The organism is Microbacterium proteolyticum, from assembly GCF_029639405.1.
In the GTDB taxonomy this organism is placed as follows: Bacteria; Actinomycetota; Actinomycetes; order Actinomycetales; family Microbacteriaceae; genus Microbacterium.
Genome location: NZ_CP121274.1, coordinates 1,296,043 through 1,314,218 on the forward strand (window position 1 = coordinate 1,296,043; position 18,176 = coordinate 1,314,218).

Below are 18,176 nucleotides of genomic sequence, written 5' to 3' on the forward strand. Positions count from 1 at the left end.
TGACGGCGTGATCGTCATGTTCGCACACTGAGCGCATGAGCGAGCTGATCGATGTGCCCCGCGGATTGACGGGGGTGGTGGCGGCCGAAACCGCCATCGGCGACGTGGACGGCGAGGCCGGGATGTACCACTACCGCGGAATCCCGGCGGTGGATCTCGCGCGCGAGCGCACGTTCGAAGACGTCTGGCATCTGCTGGTGGTCGGGGAGCTCCCGGATGCCACGACCCGGGCATCCTTCCTCGACCGGGTCGCGGCGGCCGCCGCGCACCCCGCGGTCGACCGTGTCGTCGAGACCGTGGTGGCCCGCACCGACGACCCGCTCACCGCTCTCCGTGCGGCGTGGCCGCTGCTGGCATCCGCTCGGGGCACCCGTCCGCTATACGACCTCGATGAGCGCGGGCGGCTCGACGACGCGATCGCCTTCGCGGCGGTCGCCCCGCGCGTGATCGCCGCCGTCGCCCGCAGGGCCGACCCCGGCCCGACGGGGCCGGTCGTCTCCGGCTACCTCGCCGCGCTCACCGGCAGCCATCCCGATTCCGCGCACGAGCGGGCGCTGACGGCGTACCTCATCGCCGCGATGGACCACGGCTTCAACGCCTCGACGTTCACCGCGCGGGTCATCGCCTCGACCGGCGCCGACATGGCCGCGTGCCTCACCGGCGCGCTCGGGGCGCTGTCGGGTCCGCTCCACGGCGGCGCGCCCGCGCGGGCGCTGGAGAGTCTCGACCGCGCGGGTGAGGATCCCGAGGCGTGGATCCGTGGCGAGCTCGCCGCCGGCCGTCGGCTGATGGGCTTCGGGCACGCGGTATACCGCACGACCGACCCGCGTTCCGCGCTGCTGCGCAAGGTCGCGGAGGGCTTCGGCGGCCCGCGGGTCGCGCAGGCTCTGGCGTTCCAGGGCACGGCCGAACGGCTCCTCGCCCAGCACAAGCCCGACCGGCCGCTGCACGCCAACGTCGAGTTCTACGCCGCCGTCGTCATGGAGGAGTGCGGCATCCCTCCCGAGATGTTCACGCCCACGTTCGCCCTGGCCAGAACGGTGGGCTGGACCGCGCACGTCCTCGAGCAGGCGCGCGACCCGAAGATCATCCGGCCCTCCGCGCGGTACGTCGGGCGGCCGCCGGCGTAGGTCTGCGGCGTCGGCTTCGGTGCGTCGCGCGGGGTTGAGCGTCCAAGACACGCCGTATCCCGACCGCGCCATGCGGCGTGTCTTGGACGCTGAGCCGCGCCATGTTCGGAGCCCCCGGTCCCCGGGCGGTTCGGTGTCCACGACACGCGGATGCCGCGGCATCCCGTCCGCGTGTCTTGGACACTGAACGGGCGGGGGCTGTGCCGCACCGCGGGCGCGACCTCAGCTCAGGAAGAGCGCGCCGCTGAAGAGGCCGATCGAGATCGACAGCAGGAACGCCGCGACCCCCGCGATGAAGCCGGCGGCGGCCAGCTCGCGCGCCATGCGCGCGTTCAGGCTCAGGATGCCGAGCACGAACGACACGAGCGCCAGGGCCCAGATGCCGATCTGGATCCAGAGGAACTGGTCGAGCTCCGCCACGGCGCTGACCGACACCAGGAAGATGTGCCAGCCGACCACGATCACGCCCGTGATGACCGCGAGGATCGACACGACGCGCAGGTCGCCGCGCGGCGTCGGGGGTGCGGGAGGCTGATCCCGCGGCGGCACGTGCTGGCCCGGCTCGAGGGAGTCGGGGAGTGCGTCGTCGGCGGGCATGGGTCGATCCTCGCAGGTTCGCCGCCCCCGCGGCGAGAGGGCTGCGATGTCGACGCCCCCGCGTAGCCTGCGGGGATGAGAACGATCGGCGTCGACCTGGCCGCCGGGGTGCCCGGCACCGCCCTCGCCGAGATCGTGTGGTCGGGCGGCGGGGCGCGACTCGCGCGGCTCGAGGTGGGGGTCGACGACGCCGCGATCGTGGCATCCGTCGGCGTAGGCGCGTGGCTGGGGCTGGACTGTCCGCTCGGCTGGCCCGACGCGTTCGTCGACTTCGTACGTGCGCACCACGTCGGAGCAGAGCCCGAGCTCGGCCCCGTCGACGGGGGCGCCGACTGGCGTCGCGGCCTCGTCTACCGCCGCACCGACGTCGTGGTGCGCGAGCGCATCGGACGGTGGCCGCTGAGCGTCTCGACCGATCGGCTCGGGGTCACTGCTCTCCGCGGAGCGGGACTGCTCCGGCGGCTCGCCGCCACGGGATTCCCCGTCGACCGTGCCGGGGACGGGCGTCTGTTCGAGGTGTACCCCGGCGGCGCCCTTCGGATCTGGGGCTTCGACACCAGGAGATACCGGGTGGATGCCACCCGCCGGGCCGACCTGCTCGCCGTGCTGCGGCAGCGGGCGCCGTGGTTCAACGTCGGTCCGCACGCGTCGGTCGCCGTGGCATCCGCCGACGCCTTCGACGCGATGATCGCGGCGCTCTCGACGCGGGCTGCGGCTCTCGGTCGGTTCTCGCGTCCGGGTGCTGACGACGTCGAGGTCGCGCGGCGCGAGGGGTGGGTGGCGCTGCCCGAGGGGGAGTTCGAGGAGCTCGCGCGGCCCTGACTCGCCTGGAGTCCGGGCCGCGCGGCATCCGGGATCAGGGGGCGGTGTAGCCGCCGTCGACCAGGTGGTAGCTGCCGGTCACGAAGCTCGCGGCGTCGCTGGCGAGGAACGCGATGAGGTGCGCGACCTCGTCGGGCTTGCCGAGGCGGCCGATCGGGTGCTTGCTGACCAGGAACTCCTTGACGTCGTCACCGACGCCATCCAGCAGCGGGGTGTCGATGAAGCCGGGGCCCACCGAGTTCACGCGGACGCCCTGCGCCGAGTACTCCAGCGCGGCGGTCTTCGTCATGCCGACGACGGCGTGCTTCGCGGCGACGTACGCGGGCGACGTGGCGAAGCCGACGCTGCCGAGGATCGAGGCGATGTTGACGACCGAGCCGCCGCCGTTCGCGAGGATCGAGGGGATCTGCGCCTTCATGTTGCGGAAGACGGCGTTGAGGTTGATGGCGATGACCTTGTCCCAGGCCTCGTCGGAGTACTCCGCCGTCGGTGCGGCGGCGCCGCCGATGCCGGCGTTGTTCACGCCGATGCGCAGCGGCGCGAGGGTGTTCGCCAGCTCGACCGACGACGCGATCCAGGCGCTGTCGGTGGCGTCGCCGACCGAGGCCTCGGCCGTGCCGCCGGCAGCGCGGATCTCTTCGACGACCTTGTTCGCGTTGTCGGCGTTGAGGTCGTTCACGACCACGGCGGCGCCGTTCCGGGCCAGGAGGAGCGCGGTCGAGCGTCCGATCCCGCTGCCCGCTCCCGTCACGATCGCCGAGCGGTTCGCTACGTCGTACTGGGCCATGGGTGGCCTTCTTCCCGGGCGGGCGCGGTGCCGGGAGATCTTCTCGGACGGTCCGTCCTCGTCCTTCGACCCTACGCCCGCACGAGAGGGATGGATGCGCATGAATGGATGTTGGGCGGGGTGCAACAACCGCCCGCCGGGGCGCGCGTCGCGCAACCTCTGCGATCCGCGCTGGCTCAGCGGCATCCGGCCACCGGTGGCTGACGTTGCGCGAAGCGCTGAGGGTGTGCGTGGCTAACGCGACACTGCGCGGTCGCCCCGTCGCGTCAGGATGTGGCCACGCCGGCGGGCGAGCGGTCGGGGAGCGGCTCCTGCGCCACGACCTCGCCGCGGCGCCCGGTCGCTTCGCGGTGGGCGAGCTCCTCGCGGATGAGGGGCAGCAGATAGCGGCCGTAGTCGATGACGTCGTTGAGGTTGTCGTAGCCGCGGATCGAGACGAGGTCGGCGCCGAGGTCGACGTAGTCGAGGATCGCGGCCGCGACCGTCTCGGGGGTCCCGACGAGAGCGGTCGAGGCGCCCGCGGCATTCGTGGCCGCGGCCGGTGCGGTCCACAGCGCGCGGTCGTGCACCTCGCCGCGCGCGGCGATGTCGAGCAGCCGCTGCGACCCGACGTTCTGCGGTTCCTGGGGGTAGCGTGCGCGGACGCCGACGCCGCCGGAGACGTTGCGCTTCAGAGCGTCGAGCACCGTCGCGGCCTTCGCCCACGCGAGTTCCTCGGTCGGGGCGATGATCGGGCGGAAAGTCACCCACGTGCGCGGACGATCCGTACGTCCCGCGGCATCGGCCGCTGCGGCGATGCGGTCGATCTGCTCCTGCGTCTCCTTCAGCGGCTCGCCCCAGAGCCCGAAGATGTCGGCGAGCGCACCGCCCACGCGGTAGGCCTCGGCGGACGATCCGCCCACGGACACCGGGATCGTGCCGTTCACGGGCCGCACCCCGTTCGAGTACCCGACGAACCGGTAGTGCTCGCCGTCCCAGTCGAACGGCTCGTCCGACTCCCACGCCCGGCGCAGGATGCGGATGTACTCCTCGGTGCGCGCGTAGCGCTGCTCCTTCGAGAGGAAGTCGCCCTCGCGCGCCTGCTCGGCGTCGTTTCCGCCGGAGATGAAGTGCACGACCGCCCGTCCCCCGCTCACCTGGTCGAGCGTGGCGAGCGTCTTCGCGGCGTAGGTCGGGTGGATGTTGTTCGGCCGCAGCGCGACGATCGGCTTCACCCGCTCGGTGTACTGCGCCAACGTGGTGGCGGTGATGAACGGGTCGAACGAGTGGGAGCCGTACGGCTGCAGCGTGTAGTCGAAGCCGGCGTCCTCGACGGCTCGGGCGTACCGGACGAGGTAGTCCTTGTCGATCTGTGCACCCGGGATCGGGGATAGCTCGTTCGAGGCATTCGGGTACGTGAGGCTGATGAACTCCACGGCCATGACACACAACCTTTCGTCGCACGGATGCCGATTCGGCCGGCGCCCTGTCGGCGACGCTAGGCCGGGTGTCGCGGGGCCGTCCAAGACGCAGGGGTGATGAGATTCGATAGGGGTGCGCGATGTCTCGCCGGGGCGCTCGCGAAGGCCCGGAATTCCGCGACGCACAGCCCGTCCGGGTCGTCGGGCGAGCTCCCGCGCGCGGCGTCGCAGCGTTTCCCAACATCTCGAAATGTTGCGACTGCAGGTGCTTCGGTGCCGCATGGCGGTCCCGAGCCGCGTTGCGGCGGGCAGGCGGGGTGTCGAGCAAGGGCGCGGTCCCATCATCCTCAGCTCTACAATTTGTAGATATACGACGCGGGAAGCGAGGGACGTTCATGGCGTGGTGGAAGCCGAAGCGAGCAGATGTGGGCCCGGGGAGCGCCGCGAGCGCGACTCATTCGGTCCGGGTGACGCACCGCACGAGCGTTTCCGATCGCGCCATCCTCTTGCGGCTGGAGAACTCGGACCCCGGGCGGGGTCTCCCCTCATTCGGTGCCGGCGCGCACGTCGATCTGCACATCGAGCGGGGGGCCGTTCGGCAGTACTCGCTCGTCGGCGACCCTGCGGACTCCGGTGCCTACCTCGTGTGCGTGCAGAGGGAGGACCAGGGCCGTGGGGGGTCCATCTCCGTGCACGACCGGCTCATGCCCGGAGCCCTGGTGAGCGTGTCCGGTCCGCGGAACACGTTCGCGCTGAGGTCCCACTCGTCGAGGGTTCTGCTGCTGGGTGGAGGAATCGGAGTCACGCCGCTCGTGTCCATGGCCGAGCAGCTTCATCGGGATGGGGTGCCGTTCGACTTCCATGTGTACGCGCGCGACCGCCGTTCGCTCCCGCTCGCCGACCACCTCGAACAGAGGCCGTGGGCTGCACGCGTGCACGCGCACTACAGTGATCGCGGTGATTCCTTCCGTTCGAGCGGCCCCTCCGCGCTCTCCGAACCGGTCGGCGGCGGTGCCGTCTATGTGTGCGGTCCCGACGCGTTCGTCGAGCTCGCCCTCAGCCGCGCACTCGACGGGGGCTGGGCTGCGGATCAGCTGCACATCGAGAGATTCCGCGCACCCGACGAGTCGCGGGAAGGGGCGGCGTTCGAGGTCGTGATCGCGTCGACCGGGGAGCGGGTGCCCGTCGGGGAGAATGAGTCCCTCGCGGACGCCCTCGAGGGTCGCGGCTTCGAGACCTACCGTTCCTGCGGGCAGGGGTTCTGCGGCTCCTGCGTCGTCGGTGTACGCGGGGGAATCCCCGATCACCGAGATGACTATCAGTCGGACGCCCAGCACCGTTCGAACGCGATCATCAACGTGTGCGTCTCCCGCTCCCGCACCCCGGTCCTCGAACTCGACCTCTGAGCGTCAGGCGTTCATGACGGCCAGCATGACGGCCATGCCGGCGCCCATCAGGATGTAGCAGCCGTCGTGGAGGTCGCGCCCGCGCGAGCGGATGAGTCGCACCGCCCACCAGAGCGCCGCGGCGGCGCTCAAGGCGATGAAGACGACGTTGAGGGCATCAGCCCAGCCGGGCGTGGCCATGAGCATCGACTCGTCGCCCCCGCCGTGATGATGCCCGCCTTCCCCGGCATCCATGTCCATTCCGGCCATCAACAGGGGCATCGCCGCGAGCATCCAGATCATCGCCGCATTGAGAACGATGTGCGCCGCGGTCGAGATGCGATCCGATACCCGCTGCGTCGCCAGGGAGGGAATGAGGGCGAGCGCGAAGATCGCGAACACCGCGATCTGCGCCCACGTGGCGGCATCCACCACCGAGACCCACACCATCACGATCATCGCCACGCTCATCACGAGGTGATTCGCGTCGACGATGGTGTGGTGCGCCAGGCCGTCGTGGGTCTCGTTTCGGGTGCGGCGGTGGCGAACGAGGTCGACGATGCACCACAGTGCGGTGACGCTGAAGGTCGCCGTCAGGATCAGGTTCCACGGGGAAGAAAGCACGCGGTCAGTTTATTACTACACTTCGTAGAGATCGCACCTTCGACCCTGGAGTAGGCATGACCACCACAGACACCGCGCCCTCGTCGTCGCCTGCGGAAGGCGAGCCGCCGCCTCGTTCCGTCCCCGTTTCCCGGCGCCCCACCAATTGGTTCGGCGCATTCTGGCGCTGGCACTTCTACGGCTCGCTCATCGTCATCCCCGTCCTGTTCGCTCTGTCGGTGTCCGGCATGACCTACATGTTCCGGGCTCAGGTGGACGCCTGGACGCATCCGGGTGTCCTGACCGTGTCCGTGCCGGCGGGCGCCGAACGACTCCCGCTCTCGCAGCAGGAAGCGGCGGTCCGCACCGCCTTCCCGGATCGGGAGATCCTGTCGGTGACCGACAATTCCGGCGACCGTGCAACGGTCTTCGTCACCGCGGTGGGTGAGGGCAGCAGGAACGTCTACGTCGATCCGTATGACGCGTCGATCACCGGTGATCTGCACATCGACGATCTCGTTTCGACCTGGGCGGAACGCGTCCACGGAGATCTGCTTCTGGGGGACGGCGAGGTCGGCGATCGCATCGTCGAGCTCGGTGCCAGCTGGGCGATCGTGCTCACCATCACCGGTTTCATCATCTTCTTCCTCGGCCGGCGGCCCAGAAAGATCGCGGTGGCGAAACGTGCCCGGGGAGCACGATTGAGGAGCTGGCACGGTCTCGTCGGGCTCCCGGTCGGGCTGGGAATCCTGATGCTCGTGGTTTCGGGCCTCCCTTGGACGGGTGTGTGGGGCTCCCTCGCCTCCTCCGTCGCATCCGGAACGGGAGACTCCCTCTGGGGTGATGACCCGGGCGCCGAGTCGACGGTGAAGGAGCAGATCGAAGCGAGCAACGGTTCATCGAGTCCGGCGGGGTGGGAGGTGGCTGACCTACCCACCGCGACCAGCACCGGCGCCGGCGCGTCGATCTCCATCGACGTCGCCACCGCCACCGCCCGCGCGGAGGGGGCGCCGGAACCGTATTTCGTCACCTACCCCGAGGGGGAGACGGGCGTCTACAGCGTGTTCGGATACCAGTGGGCGAATAACGGCAACCCCGCGGAATCCGACGTCACGCTCCAGAAGACCGTGCACGTCGACCAGTACTCCGGCGAGGCGCTCGCGGTTTACAGCTACGACGATCTCTCCGTGCTGTCCAAGACCGTCGCGAATGGCATCGCCATCCACGAAGGTCGTCGCTTCGGGCCGATCAACACGATCCTCACGACACTGTTCTGCCTCGCCGTGCTCTTCATGTGCGTCTCCGCGCCGATCATGTGGTGGACACGTCGGGGCAACGCGTCGGGTCTCGCCGCACCGCGGGCCAGGCTGCCCCTGTTCGCGAACGTGATCCTGCTGGTCGCGGTCATCGGGCTCGGCATCTTCCTGCCGCTGTTCGGGTTGTCGTTGCTCGTCATCCTCGCGCTGGATCAACTGGTGATCCGCAGAATCCCCGCGGCGCGCAAGTTCTTCGGAACGGTCTAGTCGAGGGCGGGTGGGTGGGGTTCACGCCCTGCCCACCCGTTACGACGTGTAGATCGCGGAAACGGGCGCCAGCCGCCGGGCCGGCGCCCATTTCTGCGCCGTGAGGCGATCCGCTCTCATCTCCATCGCGACGTCGCCCGTCCGCTCCGAAATGACCGCGAGCGCGTTCGCGAGATGGACCGCGCCCGCGCGACGGGCCGCGTCGTCGTCCGCGATCAATTCGACGAGCAGTCTTGTCGCGACGAGCAGGCGACGACCCGAGCGAAGAAACGGCACGCACGCGCGATAGAGCTCGGCCGCGCGGACGGCGAGGTAGTGATGGCCGCGCAGGTGAGCGCGCTCATGCGCGACGACGGCACGGAGCTGCGCGGGGGTGAGCGCCTCGCGAAGCCCCCGAGACACCACGACCGCTGCGTCGCGGCCGGGGAGGGCGCACGCGAAAAGCTCTTCGGTCTCGCACGTGAGCAGGAAGGCCCCTCGATCCAGACGTGCGCGGGAGTGCGGGATCGCCAGCACCGCTCCGTACGTCGTCGAGCCCGCGCCGGCCGTTTCGTCCGAACCCGCGGCGATGGTGACGACCACCGCTCCGACGGCGCCGAGCGCCGCCCACCCCGCCACCGTTTGAATGACTGCCGCAGTCTCTGATGCGATCGACGGCGCCGACAGGGCGAGACCGACGGAGATCACGACGGAGGCCGCGAGAGAGGCCACCCCGAGCAGCAACGTCGCGTGCCACATCCCGAGTGCGGTACGCGGGTGGTGGATCTGCCACCGTCCGACCGTGAGAAGCCGCGCGCCTGTCCACCACGAGGCGAGCGCACCGAGCAGGCAGAGGCCGACGAGGACCACGGCGTCAGCTTCGGCGATCGAGGGCCGAGCGCAGCATCTCCACCTCGTCGGTGGACAGGTCGCCCGCGAACTGCAACAGCGCCGCTCGCCTGTCATCACTCCCGCCGAGGGCGGCACGCATGGATTTGCTGGCACTCTCGGCAGCCGAGGAAGTCGGGCTGAATCGCATCCGTCGGGGGGATTCAGCGTGGCGCGCGACCTCGCCCTTGTCCACGAGTCGATCGAGTGCCGTCAGGATCGTCGTATACGCCGGACGCGGCGCGGAGAACTCTTCCTGCACGTCGGCCGCGCTCACCGGCTGGGGGTGGCGTCGGAGAATGGCGAGGACCTCGCTCTCGAGTTCGCCTCGGCCCCTGCTGCGAATTCCACTCATCCCGGCCTCCTTCCGACATGCTACGTCCCTCCCCGACTTCCGTGCTCCAGGGTCGACCTTGAACGACATGACGTAGAGTTAACAGGGTTCCGATGAACGGTGAGGTGTGACAGTGCAGACGGAGATCGTCATCGAGGGGATGACCTGTGAGCACTGCGAGCACGCGGTGGGACAGGCGCTGACAGCTGTCGGCGGTATCACCTCCGTGTCTGTCGATGCGGAAGCCGGCATCGCCGTGATGGAGCACGAGGGTCCCCTCGCTGCGGATGCCGTTGCTGCGGCCGTCGCAGAGGCGGGTTACAGCGTCGGCGAGTGAGTACGACGTCGACGGAGCTCGCCGGATACACGGAGCGTCGCATCCGCAGGTCGCCCGGGGTGATCGCCGTGATCGCCGTGGTCACCCTCCTGCTCGCCGTCGCGGTGCCCGTCGGGTTCACGGTCGGGTGGGGGGACACCGGGTACCGGATGCTGTCCCGCGGATACCCGGGTGAGCTCACCGCGATCCTGTCCGCGTCCTTGAGGATCATCGTGGACCTGGCGTGGTGGACGGTCGCGGGCTGTCTCGTCTCGGTGCTGGGCGTGCTCGCCGCGCCACGGAAGACCTCCGTGTCGGTCGATGCGAGTCTCGAACTCCGTGTCCTGCGAGCGGCGCTCCTCGTGTGGATGCTGGCTGCGGCCGCGTTGGTGCCTGTCGACGCGGCCGACGCGAACGGCCTGGGGATCGATCGGCTCGCGGAGCCGGGAGCGCTGAGCTACCTCGTCGAAGCGGCGTACCTGCCCAAGGCCTGGCTCTTCGTGTTCTTCGCCGTGATGGTGGCCGCCGTGATCTCCTACGTGGCCGATCGATGGGCGACGCTCCTGCCCGTCGCGCTCCTCGCGTCGCTCTCGGCCCTCGCACCGGTTCTCGTGCATCAGGTGCAGGTGGGGGCGGATCACGATTTCGGCTCGGATGCCGCGATCTTCCAGACCCTCGCATCCGCGGTGCTCTTCGGCACCGTCCTGATGCTCTTCGTCCGCCTCGTCAGCGGTCGTCTGCTGCGACCCGTCGCCCTGCACCGTGCCCGATGGGTGTGCACGGTCAGCTGGTTCGTCGTCGTCCTCTCGGATGCCGTCCTCGGCGTGTTCAAGCTGTCCGGCCCGCTCGAGGGCAACGCCACCGTGGCGCTGCTCGCGATCCGCGTCGGCATCCTCGCCCTCGTCGGCGTGTTCCTCGCCTCCTGGTGGATCGTGCGGCGCCGCCTCACCGACCGTCGGATCTTCGTCGGCGGCAGCGTGCTGGTGGTGCTCGGGGCGGCGTTCTTCGGCCTCTCCGTCGCGATGACACGCGTGCCGCCGCCGCAGTACTTCGTCGTGACCAACACCTCGCAGATCTTCTTCGGCTACGACATCACGGAGATCGCCCCGACGATGGAGGTTCTGGTCACGCACTGGCGACCGAACATCCTCTTCCTCGTCCTCTCCGTCGCGGCCATCGCCGTATACGTGTCGGCCGTGGTGAGACTGCGCCGACGGGGGGATCGCTGGCCGGCCGGTCGGATCGTGGCCTGGATCCTCGGGTGGCTCGTTGTCATCATCGCCACGAGCTCCGCGATGGGGCAGTACGCCGGAGCGCAGTTCGGCACGCACATGATCGTGCACATGAGCCTGAACATGCTGGCTCCCGTGCTCCTCGTGCTCGGCGGCGTCGTCACCCTCCTCCTCCGAGCGACGGTCTCCCACTCCAGGAATCAGCCGGCCGGTCCGCACGAGTGGATCACCGCCGTGCTGCACTGGCCGGGCACGCGCTTCATCTACAACCCGATCATCGTCTTCATCGTCTACATCGGTTCGTACTACGGCCTCTACCTCACGCCGCTGTTCGAGAACATCATGAGGTACCACTGGGCGCACCAGGCGATGAACGTGCACTTCCTGGTCGTGGGATACCTCTTCTACGGTCTCGTCATCGGCGTGGACCGCCCTCCGCGTCCGCTCCCGCCGATCGGCAAGCTGGGGTTCGTTCTCGCCGCGATGCCCTTCCACGCGTTCTTCGGTGTCATTCTGATGACCGCTCCCACCCCGCTCGCCGAGAACTTCTACCGCACCCTCGACTTCCCCTGGATGGGAGACCTCATGGTGCAGCAGTATCTCGGCGGCGGTGTCGCCTGGGCAGGCGGGGAGCTACCGCTTCTGATCGTCGTCATCGCCCTCGGCATCCAATGGGCGCGGCAGGATCACCGTGAAGCGACGCGCAAGGACCGGCACCTGGACACCGGCGTCGACGACGAATTCGACGCGTACAACCGGATGCTGACCGAACTCGCAGAACGCTCGCAGCGACAGGCGGGCCCCTCTCTCGCCCCACCGCCCCCGAAGGAGAGCCGATGAGCACCTCCGTTCCTCCCGTCACCGAGGCGCCGACCGCCGTCGAACTCAACATCTCGGGGATGAGCTGCGCCGCGTGCGCGGGACGCGTCGAACGTGCCCTCAACCGCATCGACGGCGCCGACGCCGTCGTCAACTACGCCACCGAGCGCGCCGTCGTGACCGGCTTGCAGCCCTCTCGCTTCGATGAGGCGGTCGCTGTAGTCCGGAAGGCCGGCTACGGGGCGGAGGTGCGCGTCGACGCCTCCGACGAGTGGACCAAGCGCAGCAACGAGAACCGGATCACCGGCCTGCGCCGTCGGCTCATCGTCGCGGCTCTTCTCACGATCCCCCTCATGGACCTCACGCTCATCCTCGCCCTCGTGCCGGGATGGCGCTTCCCGAACTGGGAGCTGGTGTGCGTCGCCTTGGCGCTGCCCATCGTCACGTGGGCCGCCTGGCCGTTCCACCGGGCGACTCTGCGAAACCTCCGTCACGGTGCCGTGAGTATGGACACCCTCGTCTCGCTCGGCATCGCCGCGTCGTTCGGATGGGCCCTGGTGACCGTCCTGTTCGGGTCGGAATCGGCCGGCTACTGGATCGGGTACGGCCCGACGCCGCCGGGGGCGAACGCCATCTATCTCGATGTGGCCGCGGGCATGACCACGTTCCAGCTCGCGGGGAGGTACTTCGAAGCGCGATCCCGTCGGAAGGCGGGCGACGTGCTCGATGCGCTCGCCGCGCTGGCGCCCGCGACGGCGCGGGTCCGTCGCGACGGACGGGATTCCGTCGTGGCGATCTCGGACGTCCGCTCCGGCGACACCGTCGTCGTCCTCCCGGGCGAGACCATTCCCGTCGACGCCCTCGTCGTGGACGGGTGGGCTGCCGTGGACACCAGCCCGATGACGGGTGAGCCGGTACCCCGCGAGATGGGACCGGGTGCGACTGTCATGGCGGGCACGATCAACACGAACGGCAGTCTCGTCCTCTCCGTCACCGCGGTGGGGCCGCGCACGCAGCTGGCGCAGCTGGCGGCTCTCGCCGAGCGGGCCCAGGAGTCGAAGGCTCGCATCCAGTCGCTCGTAGACCGGATCGTCCAGTGGTTCGTTCCCGTGATCGTCGTCCTCGCTGTCCTCGTCACGATGGGATGGCTGCTCTCCGGCGCGCAACCCGCTCACGCGATCTCGATCGGGGTCGCCGTGCTGATCATCGCGTGCCCGTGCGCCCTGGGACTCGCTACGCCGACCGCTCTCATGGTCGGGGTGGGGAGGGGTGCGCAGCTGGGCGTGCTGATCAAGGGTCAGGGTGCGCTGGAGGCGTCCGGTCGTGTCGACACGGTCGTCCTCGACAAGACCGGCACGCTCACCGAGGGCGTGATGCGCGTCGTCGACGCGGTGACCCGCGAAGACGTCCCCTTGCACGTCGTTCTGGCGATGACGGGAGCTCTCGAAGAGAGCTCCACCCACCCCGTCGGCGCAGCCCTGGTCGGCTACGCGAGAACCTCCGTGGCCGACTTCCCCTCCGTCACCGGCTTCCGGGTGCTTCCCGGACTCGGCGTACAGGGCAAGATCGACGGCGACGTGGTCGCCGTCGGAGGTCCGCGCCTCATCGCGCACTTCGACGCGGCCATCGCGGGGCGATTGCGAGAGGCCGTCGATGACGCGCGGGCGAAGGGCGCCTCTCTGATCGTGTCGATCAGGGAGGGGGAGGTGCTGGCGGTGTTCTCGCTGGAGGACCAGGTCAAGAAGACCGCCGCTTCCGCGATCGCCGCCATCGCCGCGCGCGGGATGCGCACCATCCTCCTCACGGGCGACGACGCCGCCGCCGCCGAGCGGGTGGCGACGCACGTCGGCATCGCCGACGTGCAGGCGGAGAAGACACCGGTCGAGAAGGCCGCCTTCATCGCGTCGCTGCACGAGGCCGGACACCGCGTCGCGATGGTCGGCGACGGGATCAATGACGCCGCCGCGCTCGCGACAGCCGACCTGGGCATGGCGGTCGTCTCCGGCACGGACGTGGCGTTGAAGTCGGCCGACATCATCCTCGTTCGGGATGACCTCACCGTCGTCGCAGACGCCATCGGCCTCTCCCGGCGCACGCTGCGGACGATCCGCGGAAATCTCGTCTGGGCGTTCGGGTACAACGTCGCAGCAATACCGCTGGCGGCCGCCGGTCTGCTCAACCCTCTGGTCGCCGCAGCGGCGATGGCGCTGTCGTCGGTCTTCGTCGTCTGGAACAGTCTGCGGCTCAGGAACTTCGCGGCGCACCGGCCCGAGGTGGTCGAGGCGGACGTCCTCTGAGCGTCCGGGCGCGGTTTCGTCGTCGCCCGGGTGCGCCGAAGGCGGGCTCGGTGACGACCTGCCCGCCCTCGGTTATGAAGTTGTGCCTTTACTCTACAACACGTAGAGAAAAGGTTCCGGGGTTCGGCGCGATCTCATCGGAGCGAGACCCAGGCGGCGAAGCAGACGAGGGAAGCCGCGACCAAGGCACCGGACACGACCAGCCAGCGACGAGACGTGGCGGATGGCTGCCCCCGGACGAGCGCGATACCGGCGATGATCGCGCCGGCAAGGGCGAGCAGGAGTCCGAGGAGGCCGGTGGCTAGCGCCATGTCCGTGGGGTTCTCTCTCGGACGTGGGCGTCCGCGAGGGCGCGATCCTCGCGGCAGCATGACTCGCTCATCGGGCGGTGAGCTCCTCTACGAGAGGGGCGAGGAAGTCGCGTGACAGTGCCGTCAGCGCGGGGCCCGCTGCCTCAGGGCTGCCGGAATCGAACGGGGGTTCCGGCGCGTACTCCGCCCCCAAGACCGTGAAGCGCGCGTACTCCTCCCCGCACATCTTCGCGAGAAGTCGGATCGCGAGGTCCATCCCGGCGGTGACGCCGGCGGCCGTCATCCGGTTACCGTCCTCCACGACTCGTTCGTCGACGTCGATCGCGCCGTAGCCCGGGAGGAGGTGGCGGACCGACCAGTGCGACGTTGCGCGCCTGTCCTTCAAGAGGCCGGCGGCGGCGAGGGCGATGGAACCGGAGCACACGCTCGTGACGAATGCCGCCTCCGCCCCCCACGCGGCCAGCGACGCTATCGCCCGTCGATCGCGGAGCAGGATGCCGGTGTCGCCCCCGGGCACGAGGATGACCGTGGGGTCGGCGGGCGCCTCGTCGAGTGTGAGAGTCGGAACGAGGGCGACGCCGCCGCCGCTGGCGACGGGCTCGAGCGTCTCCCCGGTCGTGACGAGTTCGACACGGGCGCCCGTCGCGTTCAGGAAGTGCAGGGGACCCACCACGTCGAGAAGCTCGAATCCCGGGTGGAGCACGATCACGATCACGGCCTCGGTGGCGAAGGTCACCCCCGGGAGTTCCTCGAGGGCGTGGTGAGCGCGCACGGATCGGTCGATGGCTCGCTTCTTCGCGAGGTCGTCGTCTGCGGCGGTGAACAGCGTGCTGAGGGACGGTGCGTCGGAGTTGTGGATAGGGCTCGCAGGGGTGCGGTCCACCCCGTTGTCAGCGCTCATCGTTGGTTCCTTCCAGAGGTGGGTCGGCAGGGGCGGGGTCATCGTGGGTACTCCCGCTGGCATACATCAGCTGCAGGTGTCCGGTCAGGGGATTCCGGACAGCCGTCGCGAGGACTCCGAAGACGTCGTTCAAGTTCTGTGGCGTGAAGACGTCCTCCGGTGTTCCGAACGCCACGATTCGGCCCTCGCGCAGCATGGCGACCTCATCGCAGTACGCGGCGGCGAGGTTGAGCTCGTGGAGGGTGACGAGCGTTGTGACCTCGAGATCGCGGATCAGGTCGAGCAGGTGCAGCTGGTGCCGGATGTCGAGGTGGTTCGTCGGTTCATCCAGGATCAGGACCTGGGGTTCCTGGGCCAGGGCGCGGGCGAGGTGCACGCGTTGACGCTCCCCGCCGGACAGCGTGCTCACGTGTCGGGACGCGAGGGGGAGGACGCCGGCCTGGCGGAGCGACCTCTCGATGATCGCCCGGTCGGCTGACTGATCGGCGAGGAGGAGACGACCGTGCGGGAGTCGGCCCGTGCGGACGAAGTCTTCGACGGTGAGGTCCAGATCGACGGGGCCGTCTTGGACGACGGCGGCAGTCACCCGCGCGGCTTCGCGTGCGGGTGTCGTCCACACGTCGCGTCCATTGGTGCGCACCCGTCCCTCCGCGGGTCGGATGGCTCGATAGATCGTGCGCAGCAGCGTGGACTTCCCGCTGCCGTTCGGGCCCACCAATCCGACGATGTTGCCCTCGGCGCCGAGCGTGACGTCGTCGACGATGCGATGCCCCCCGAGGTCGACACTCACCCCGTCCACGTGCAGCGTGCCCGTCGTCACGCGCCCACCGCCTCGCGCCGGCCCGACCGGCGCAGGAGCCAGAGAAAGAACGGGGCGCCGACGATCGAGGTCAACAGGCCCACGGGTACTTCCGTGGGCGCGAGGAGGGTGCGCGCAGCGATGTCGACGACGACCAGGAGCAGTCCTCCCGCCAACGCGGAGCCGATGACCACCCACCGGTGGTCCGATCCGAGGACCATGCGGACAGCGTGCGGTACCACCAGCCCGACGAAGCCGATCGCACCGCTGACGGCGACGACGGTGCCCACGAGGAGTGAGGTGATGACGAAGAGCACGAGGCGCACGCGGCCGACGTCGACGCCCATGCTGGCGGCCGTTTCGTCGCCGGTGAGGAAGGCGTTCAGAACGGGAGCGAGGAGAACAAGCAGGACGGTGGCCAGGACGAGGACCGCCGCGGGGATGCCGAGGTCGCTCCAGGTCGCGGCGGCGAGGCTGCCGGCGAGCCAGGAAAGCACCCCGCTGACGCCCTGGTTCGCCGCGCTGGATCGCAGGACGAGGTAGCTCGTCACCGAGCTCAGGAGGTAGGACACGGCGACCCCCGCGAGGACGAGTCGATTCGGCGTCACGCGGCCGTTCTGCTGGGCCAGGAGGAAGACCGCCAGCGTCGTGACCAGCGCACCGACGAAGGCTGCGGCGGGAGTGGACACGGCCGCGAGAGCGCCGGAGGTGACGGTGAGTGCGGCGACGGCCGCCACCGAGGCCCCCGATGACACCCCGAACACGAAGGGGTCCGCGAGCGGGTTGCGCACCACCGCTTGGAGGACGGCCCCCGCGACGGCCAACGCGGCGCCCACCACGAGCGCCAGCAGTGCGCGCGGCAGGCGGAACTCCCAGACGATGCGGTCCTCGAGCCCCGTCGAGGAGCCGCTGCTCCAGGGCCACAGGTGGCTGGTGACCACCTCGATCACCCGCGTCGGGGCGATGGCGACGCTTCCGATTCCCACGGAGAGGATGACGGCGAAGGCGCACGCGGCCGCCAGGATGACGAGCGCACTCCGCGGAGATCGCCGGACGAGGGAGGTCGTCCGGCGATCGGCCGAGGATCCCACGCTCACGAGGTGGGAACGGTGAGCTGAAGATCGGGGTGGAGAGCGTTGGCGATCTTCGTGAGTCCGACCATGACGGAGATCGAGGAGTCGGTCTCCTGTGTGGGGACCTCGCTGATCCGGCCGTCCTTCACGGCTCGCATCTCAGGGAAGTTCTCCTCGAGGAACTGCTTCTGGGAGGCGAAGTCCTGCCCTTCGAAGGTGCCGACGAGGATGGCGTCCGGATCGGACGCCGCGAACTCCTCCTTGCTCACGTAGATGGCATCGGAGGGGAAGACGTTCTCGCCGCCCGCGGTCGTGATCAGGCTGTCGTACACGCCGCCGGCCAAGACGATGACGGGACCGGTCCCGCCGTTGAAGTAGGCGGTCTTCACCGTCGGCTCACCGGCGACGGCCTGCACGACCGCCTCTTTGTCGGCGTTGAGCCGGTCGATCACCTCGTCGGCTTTGTCGGAGACGTTGAAGATCTTGCCGAGGTCGCTCAGTGTCTTCGCCGCGGTGTCGATGGACCAGGCGTCGGTCTGCGCGTCAGCAGACGTGCAGAGGTTCGCTCCGTAGACCGTCACCCCCGACTGTTCGAGCTCTTCCACGGAGGCGTATCCCTGTGAGGCGTCGAAGGCGAAGCCGTCGAGGACCTGGCCGGCGACGAAGTCGGGTGCCTGGCTGAGAAGGACCTCTTTGGAGGGGAATCCCATGGATGTGCCGATGGACGTGAGTCCCTGTGCCTGCTCCGCCACCGACTCCGGGTACGGAGCGTAGTTCCCTTGGACGGCGACGATGCGATCCCTCAGGCCCAGGGCGAGGAGCTCTTCTGTCACCGACTGCCAGAGGCTGACGACACGCTGCGGCTCGGCGTCGATGGTGAGCGTCCGTCCGCAGTTCTCGATGCTCACGGGGTACCCCGTAGCGGTCGACGGGGAACTCTCGGACGAGGGGGACGATGTGTCGCCCGCGCAGGAGGTGAC

18 protein-coding genes are annotated in these 18,176 nt (G+C 69.4%); 7 read left to right on the plus strand and 11 right to left on the minus strand.

The window, feature by feature from the left end; translation table 11 throughout:
* Positions 1 to 35: 35 nt before the first annotated feature.
* Complete coding sequence (locus P8R59_RS06825; protein ID WP_278103290.1) at positions 36 to 1,130, plus strand: citrate synthase; 1,095 nt, start codon at positions 36 to 38, stop codon at positions 1,128 to 1,130.
* A 222-nt stretch (positions 1,131 to 1,352) separates the two neighbouring features.
* Here the strand turns inward: P8R59_RS06825 and P8R59_RS06830 are convergent, their stop codons facing one another.
* Positions 1,353 to 1,727, minus strand: a complete 375-nt coding sequence (locus P8R59_RS06830) for a hypothetical protein (RefSeq protein WP_077050965.1) — start codon at positions 1,725 to 1,727, stop codon at positions 1,353 to 1,355.
* A 75-nt stretch (positions 1,728 to 1,802) separates the two neighbouring features.
* Here P8R59_RS06830 and P8R59_RS06835 point away from each other — a divergent pair, with 75 nt between their 5' ends.
* Positions 1,803 to 2,549, plus strand: a complete 747-nt coding sequence (locus P8R59_RS06835; RefSeq protein WP_278103291.1) for a DUF429 domain-containing protein — start codon at positions 1,803 to 1,805, stop codon at positions 2,547 to 2,549.
* Positions 2,550 to 2,583: 34 nt separating this feature from the next.
* Here P8R59_RS06835 and P8R59_RS06840 read toward each other — a convergent pair whose 3' ends face one another.
* Together P8R59_RS06840 and P8R59_RS06845 are read right to left on the minus strand one after the other, a co-directional pair.
* Complete coding sequence (locus tag P8R59_RS06840) at positions 2,584 to 3,336, minus strand: SDR family NAD(P)-dependent oxidoreductase (RefSeq protein WP_278103292.1); 753 nt, start codon at positions 3,334 to 3,336, stop codon at positions 2,584 to 2,586.
* Positions 3,337 to 3,602: 266 nt separating this feature from the next.
* The gene (locus P8R59_RS06845; RefSeq protein WP_278103293.1) at positions 3,603 to 4,757 is read right to left on the minus strand and encodes an LLM class flavin-dependent oxidoreductase; all 1,155 of its coding nucleotides are present in this window, start codon (positions 4,755 to 4,757) and stop codon (positions 3,603 to 3,605) included.
* A gap of 446 nt (positions 4,758 to 5,203) precedes the next feature.
* Between P8R59_RS06845 and P8R59_RS06850 the strand changes: the two genes are divergently transcribed.
* Positions 5,204 to 6,142 carry a PDR/VanB family oxidoreductase gene (locus P8R59_RS06850; RefSeq protein WP_278103294.1) on the plus strand — a complete coding sequence of 313 codons (939 nt, stop codon included), beginning with the start codon at positions 5,204 to 5,206 and terminating at the stop codon, positions 6,140 to 6,142.
* A gap of 3 nt (positions 6,143 to 6,145) precedes the next feature.
* On the opposite strand, the gene P8R59_RS06855 is transcribed toward P8R59_RS06850, so the two are convergent.
* Complete coding sequence (locus tag P8R59_RS06855; RefSeq protein ID WP_278103295.1) at positions 6,146 to 6,745, minus strand: DUF5134 domain-containing protein; 600 nt, start codon at positions 6,743 to 6,745, stop codon at positions 6,146 to 6,148.
* A 56-nt stretch (positions 6,746 to 6,801) separates the two neighbouring features.
* Here P8R59_RS06855 and P8R59_RS06860 point away from each other — a divergent pair, with 56 nt between their 5' ends.
* Positions 6,802 to 8,247 (plus strand): PepSY-associated TM helix domain-containing protein, encoded by a 1,446-nt coding sequence (locus tag P8R59_RS06860; RefSeq protein ID WP_278103296.1) that lies wholly within the window; start codon positions 6,802 to 6,804, stop codon positions 8,245 to 8,247.
* Positions 8,248 to 8,286: 39 nt separating this feature from the next.
* On the opposite strand, the gene P8R59_RS06865 is transcribed toward P8R59_RS06860, so the two are convergent.
* The gene (locus P8R59_RS06865; RefSeq protein WP_278103297.1) at positions 8,287 to 9,096 is read right to left on the minus strand and encodes a M56 family metallopeptidase; all 810 of its coding nucleotides are present in this window, start codon (positions 9,094 to 9,096) and stop codon (positions 8,287 to 8,289) included.
* 4 nt (positions 9,097 to 9,100) lie between these two features.
* Complete coding sequence (locus P8R59_RS06870) at positions 9,101 to 9,469, minus strand: BlaI/MecI/CopY family transcriptional regulator (RefSeq protein ID WP_278103298.1); 369 nt, start codon at positions 9,467 to 9,469, stop codon at positions 9,101 to 9,103.
* Positions 9,470 to 9,581: 112 nt separating this feature from the next.
* On the opposite strand from P8R59_RS06870, the gene P8R59_RS06875 reads away from it, so the two are divergent.
* The 3 genes from P8R59_RS06875 to P8R59_RS06885 are packed head-to-tail and all read left to right on the plus strand — an operon-like array spanning position 9,582 to position 14,112.
* Complete coding sequence (locus P8R59_RS06875; RefSeq protein ID WP_278103299.1) at positions 9,582 to 9,785, plus strand: heavy-metal-associated domain-containing protein; 204 nt, start codon at positions 9,582 to 9,584, stop codon at positions 9,783 to 9,785.
* Positions 9,782 to 11,836: a cytochrome c oxidase assembly protein gene (locus P8R59_RS06880; protein ID WP_278103300.1), complete on the plus strand. Its 2,055-nt coding sequence runs from the start codon at positions 9,782 to 9,784 to the stop codon at positions 11,834 to 11,836. The genes P8R59_RS06875 and P8R59_RS06880 overlap by 4 nt, the downstream gene beginning before the upstream one ends.
* Positions 11,833 to 14,112 carry a heavy metal translocating P-type ATPase gene (locus P8R59_RS06885; RefSeq protein ID WP_278103301.1) on the plus strand — a complete coding sequence of 760 codons (2,280 nt, stop codon included), beginning with the start codon at positions 11,833 to 11,835 and terminating at the stop codon, positions 14,110 to 14,112. Before P8R59_RS06880 ends, P8R59_RS06885 begins: the two co-directional genes overlap by 4 nt.
* A 134-nt stretch (positions 14,113 to 14,246) precedes the next feature.
* Here P8R59_RS06885 and P8R59_RS06890 read toward each other — a convergent pair whose 3' ends face one another.
* From P8R59_RS06890 to P8R59_RS06910, 5 genes are all read right to left on the minus strand, one after another.
* Positions 14,247 to 14,423, minus strand: a complete 177-nt coding sequence (locus P8R59_RS06890) for a hypothetical protein (protein WP_278103302.1) — start codon at positions 14,421 to 14,423, stop codon at positions 14,247 to 14,249.
* Between the two features lie 67 nt (positions 14,424 to 14,490).
* Entirely contained in the window at positions 14,491 to 15,324 is an 834-nt protein-coding gene (locus P8R59_RS06895) for a DJ-1/PfpI family protein (protein ID WP_278103303.1), read from the minus strand.
* The gene (locus tag P8R59_RS06900; RefSeq protein ID WP_278103304.1) at positions 15,314 to 16,144 is read right to left on the minus strand and encodes an ABC transporter ATP-binding protein; all 831 of its coding nucleotides are present in this window, start codon (positions 16,142 to 16,144) and stop codon (positions 15,314 to 15,316) included. The genes P8R59_RS06895 and P8R59_RS06900 overlap by 11 nt, the downstream gene beginning before the upstream one ends.
* The gene (locus P8R59_RS06905; protein WP_278103305.1) at positions 16,141 to 17,220 is read right to left on the minus strand and encodes a FecCD family ABC transporter permease; all 1,080 of its coding nucleotides are present in this window, start codon (positions 17,218 to 17,220) and stop codon (positions 16,141 to 16,143) included. Before P8R59_RS06905 ends, P8R59_RS06900 begins: the two co-directional genes overlap by 4 nt.
* Positions 17,217 to 18,104: an ABC transporter substrate-binding protein gene (locus P8R59_RS06910; protein ID WP_278103306.1), complete on the minus strand. Its 888-nt coding sequence runs from the start codon at positions 18,102 to 18,104 to the stop codon at positions 17,217 to 17,219. The genes P8R59_RS06905 and P8R59_RS06910 overlap by 4 nt, the downstream gene beginning before the upstream one ends.
* Positions 18,105 to 18,176: the final 72 nt, after the last annotated feature.

Excerpts from the sequence above, each read along its gene's own strand:
- P8R59_RS06840 (WP_278103292.1), bottom strand. The coding sequence starts at position 3,336 with ATGGCCCAGTACGACGTAGCGAACCGCTCGGCGATCGTGACGGGAGCG.
- P8R59_RS06885 (WP_278103301.1), top strand. The coding sequence starts at position 11,833 with ATGAGCACCTCCGTTCCTCCCGTCACCGAGGCGCCGACCGCCGTCGAA.
- P8R59_RS06870 (WP_278103298.1), bottom strand. The coding sequence starts at position 9,469 with ATGAGTGGAATTCGCAGCAGGGGCCGAGGCGAACTCGAGAGCGAGGTC.
- P8R59_RS06890 (WP_278103302.1), bottom strand. The coding sequence starts at position 14,423 with ATGGCGCTAGCCACCGGCCTCCTCGGACTCCTGCTCGCCCTTGCCGGC.
- P8R59_RS06895 (WP_278103303.1), bottom strand. The coding sequence starts at position 15,324 with ATGAGCGCTGACAACGGGGTGGACCGCACCCCTGCGAGCCCTATCCAC.
- P8R59_RS06835 (WP_278103291.1), top strand. The coding sequence starts at position 1,803 with ATGAGAACGATCGGCGTCGACCTGGCCGCCGGGGTGCCCGGCACCGCC.
- P8R59_RS06830 (WP_077050965.1), bottom strand. The coding sequence starts at position 1,727 with ATGCCCGCCGACGACGCACTCCCCGACTCCCTCGAGCCGGGCCAGCAC.
- P8R59_RS06860 (WP_278103296.1), top strand. The coding sequence starts at position 6,802 with ATGACCACCACAGACACCGCGCCCTCGTCGTCGCCTGCGGAAGGCGAG.
- P8R59_RS06845 (WP_278103293.1), bottom strand. The coding sequence starts at position 4,757 with ATGGCCGTGGAGTTCATCAGCCTCACGTACCCGAATGCCTCGAACGAG.
- P8R59_RS06825 (WP_278103290.1), top strand. The coding sequence starts at position 36 with ATGAGCGAGCTGATCGATGTGCCCCGCGGATTGACGGGGGTGGTGGCG.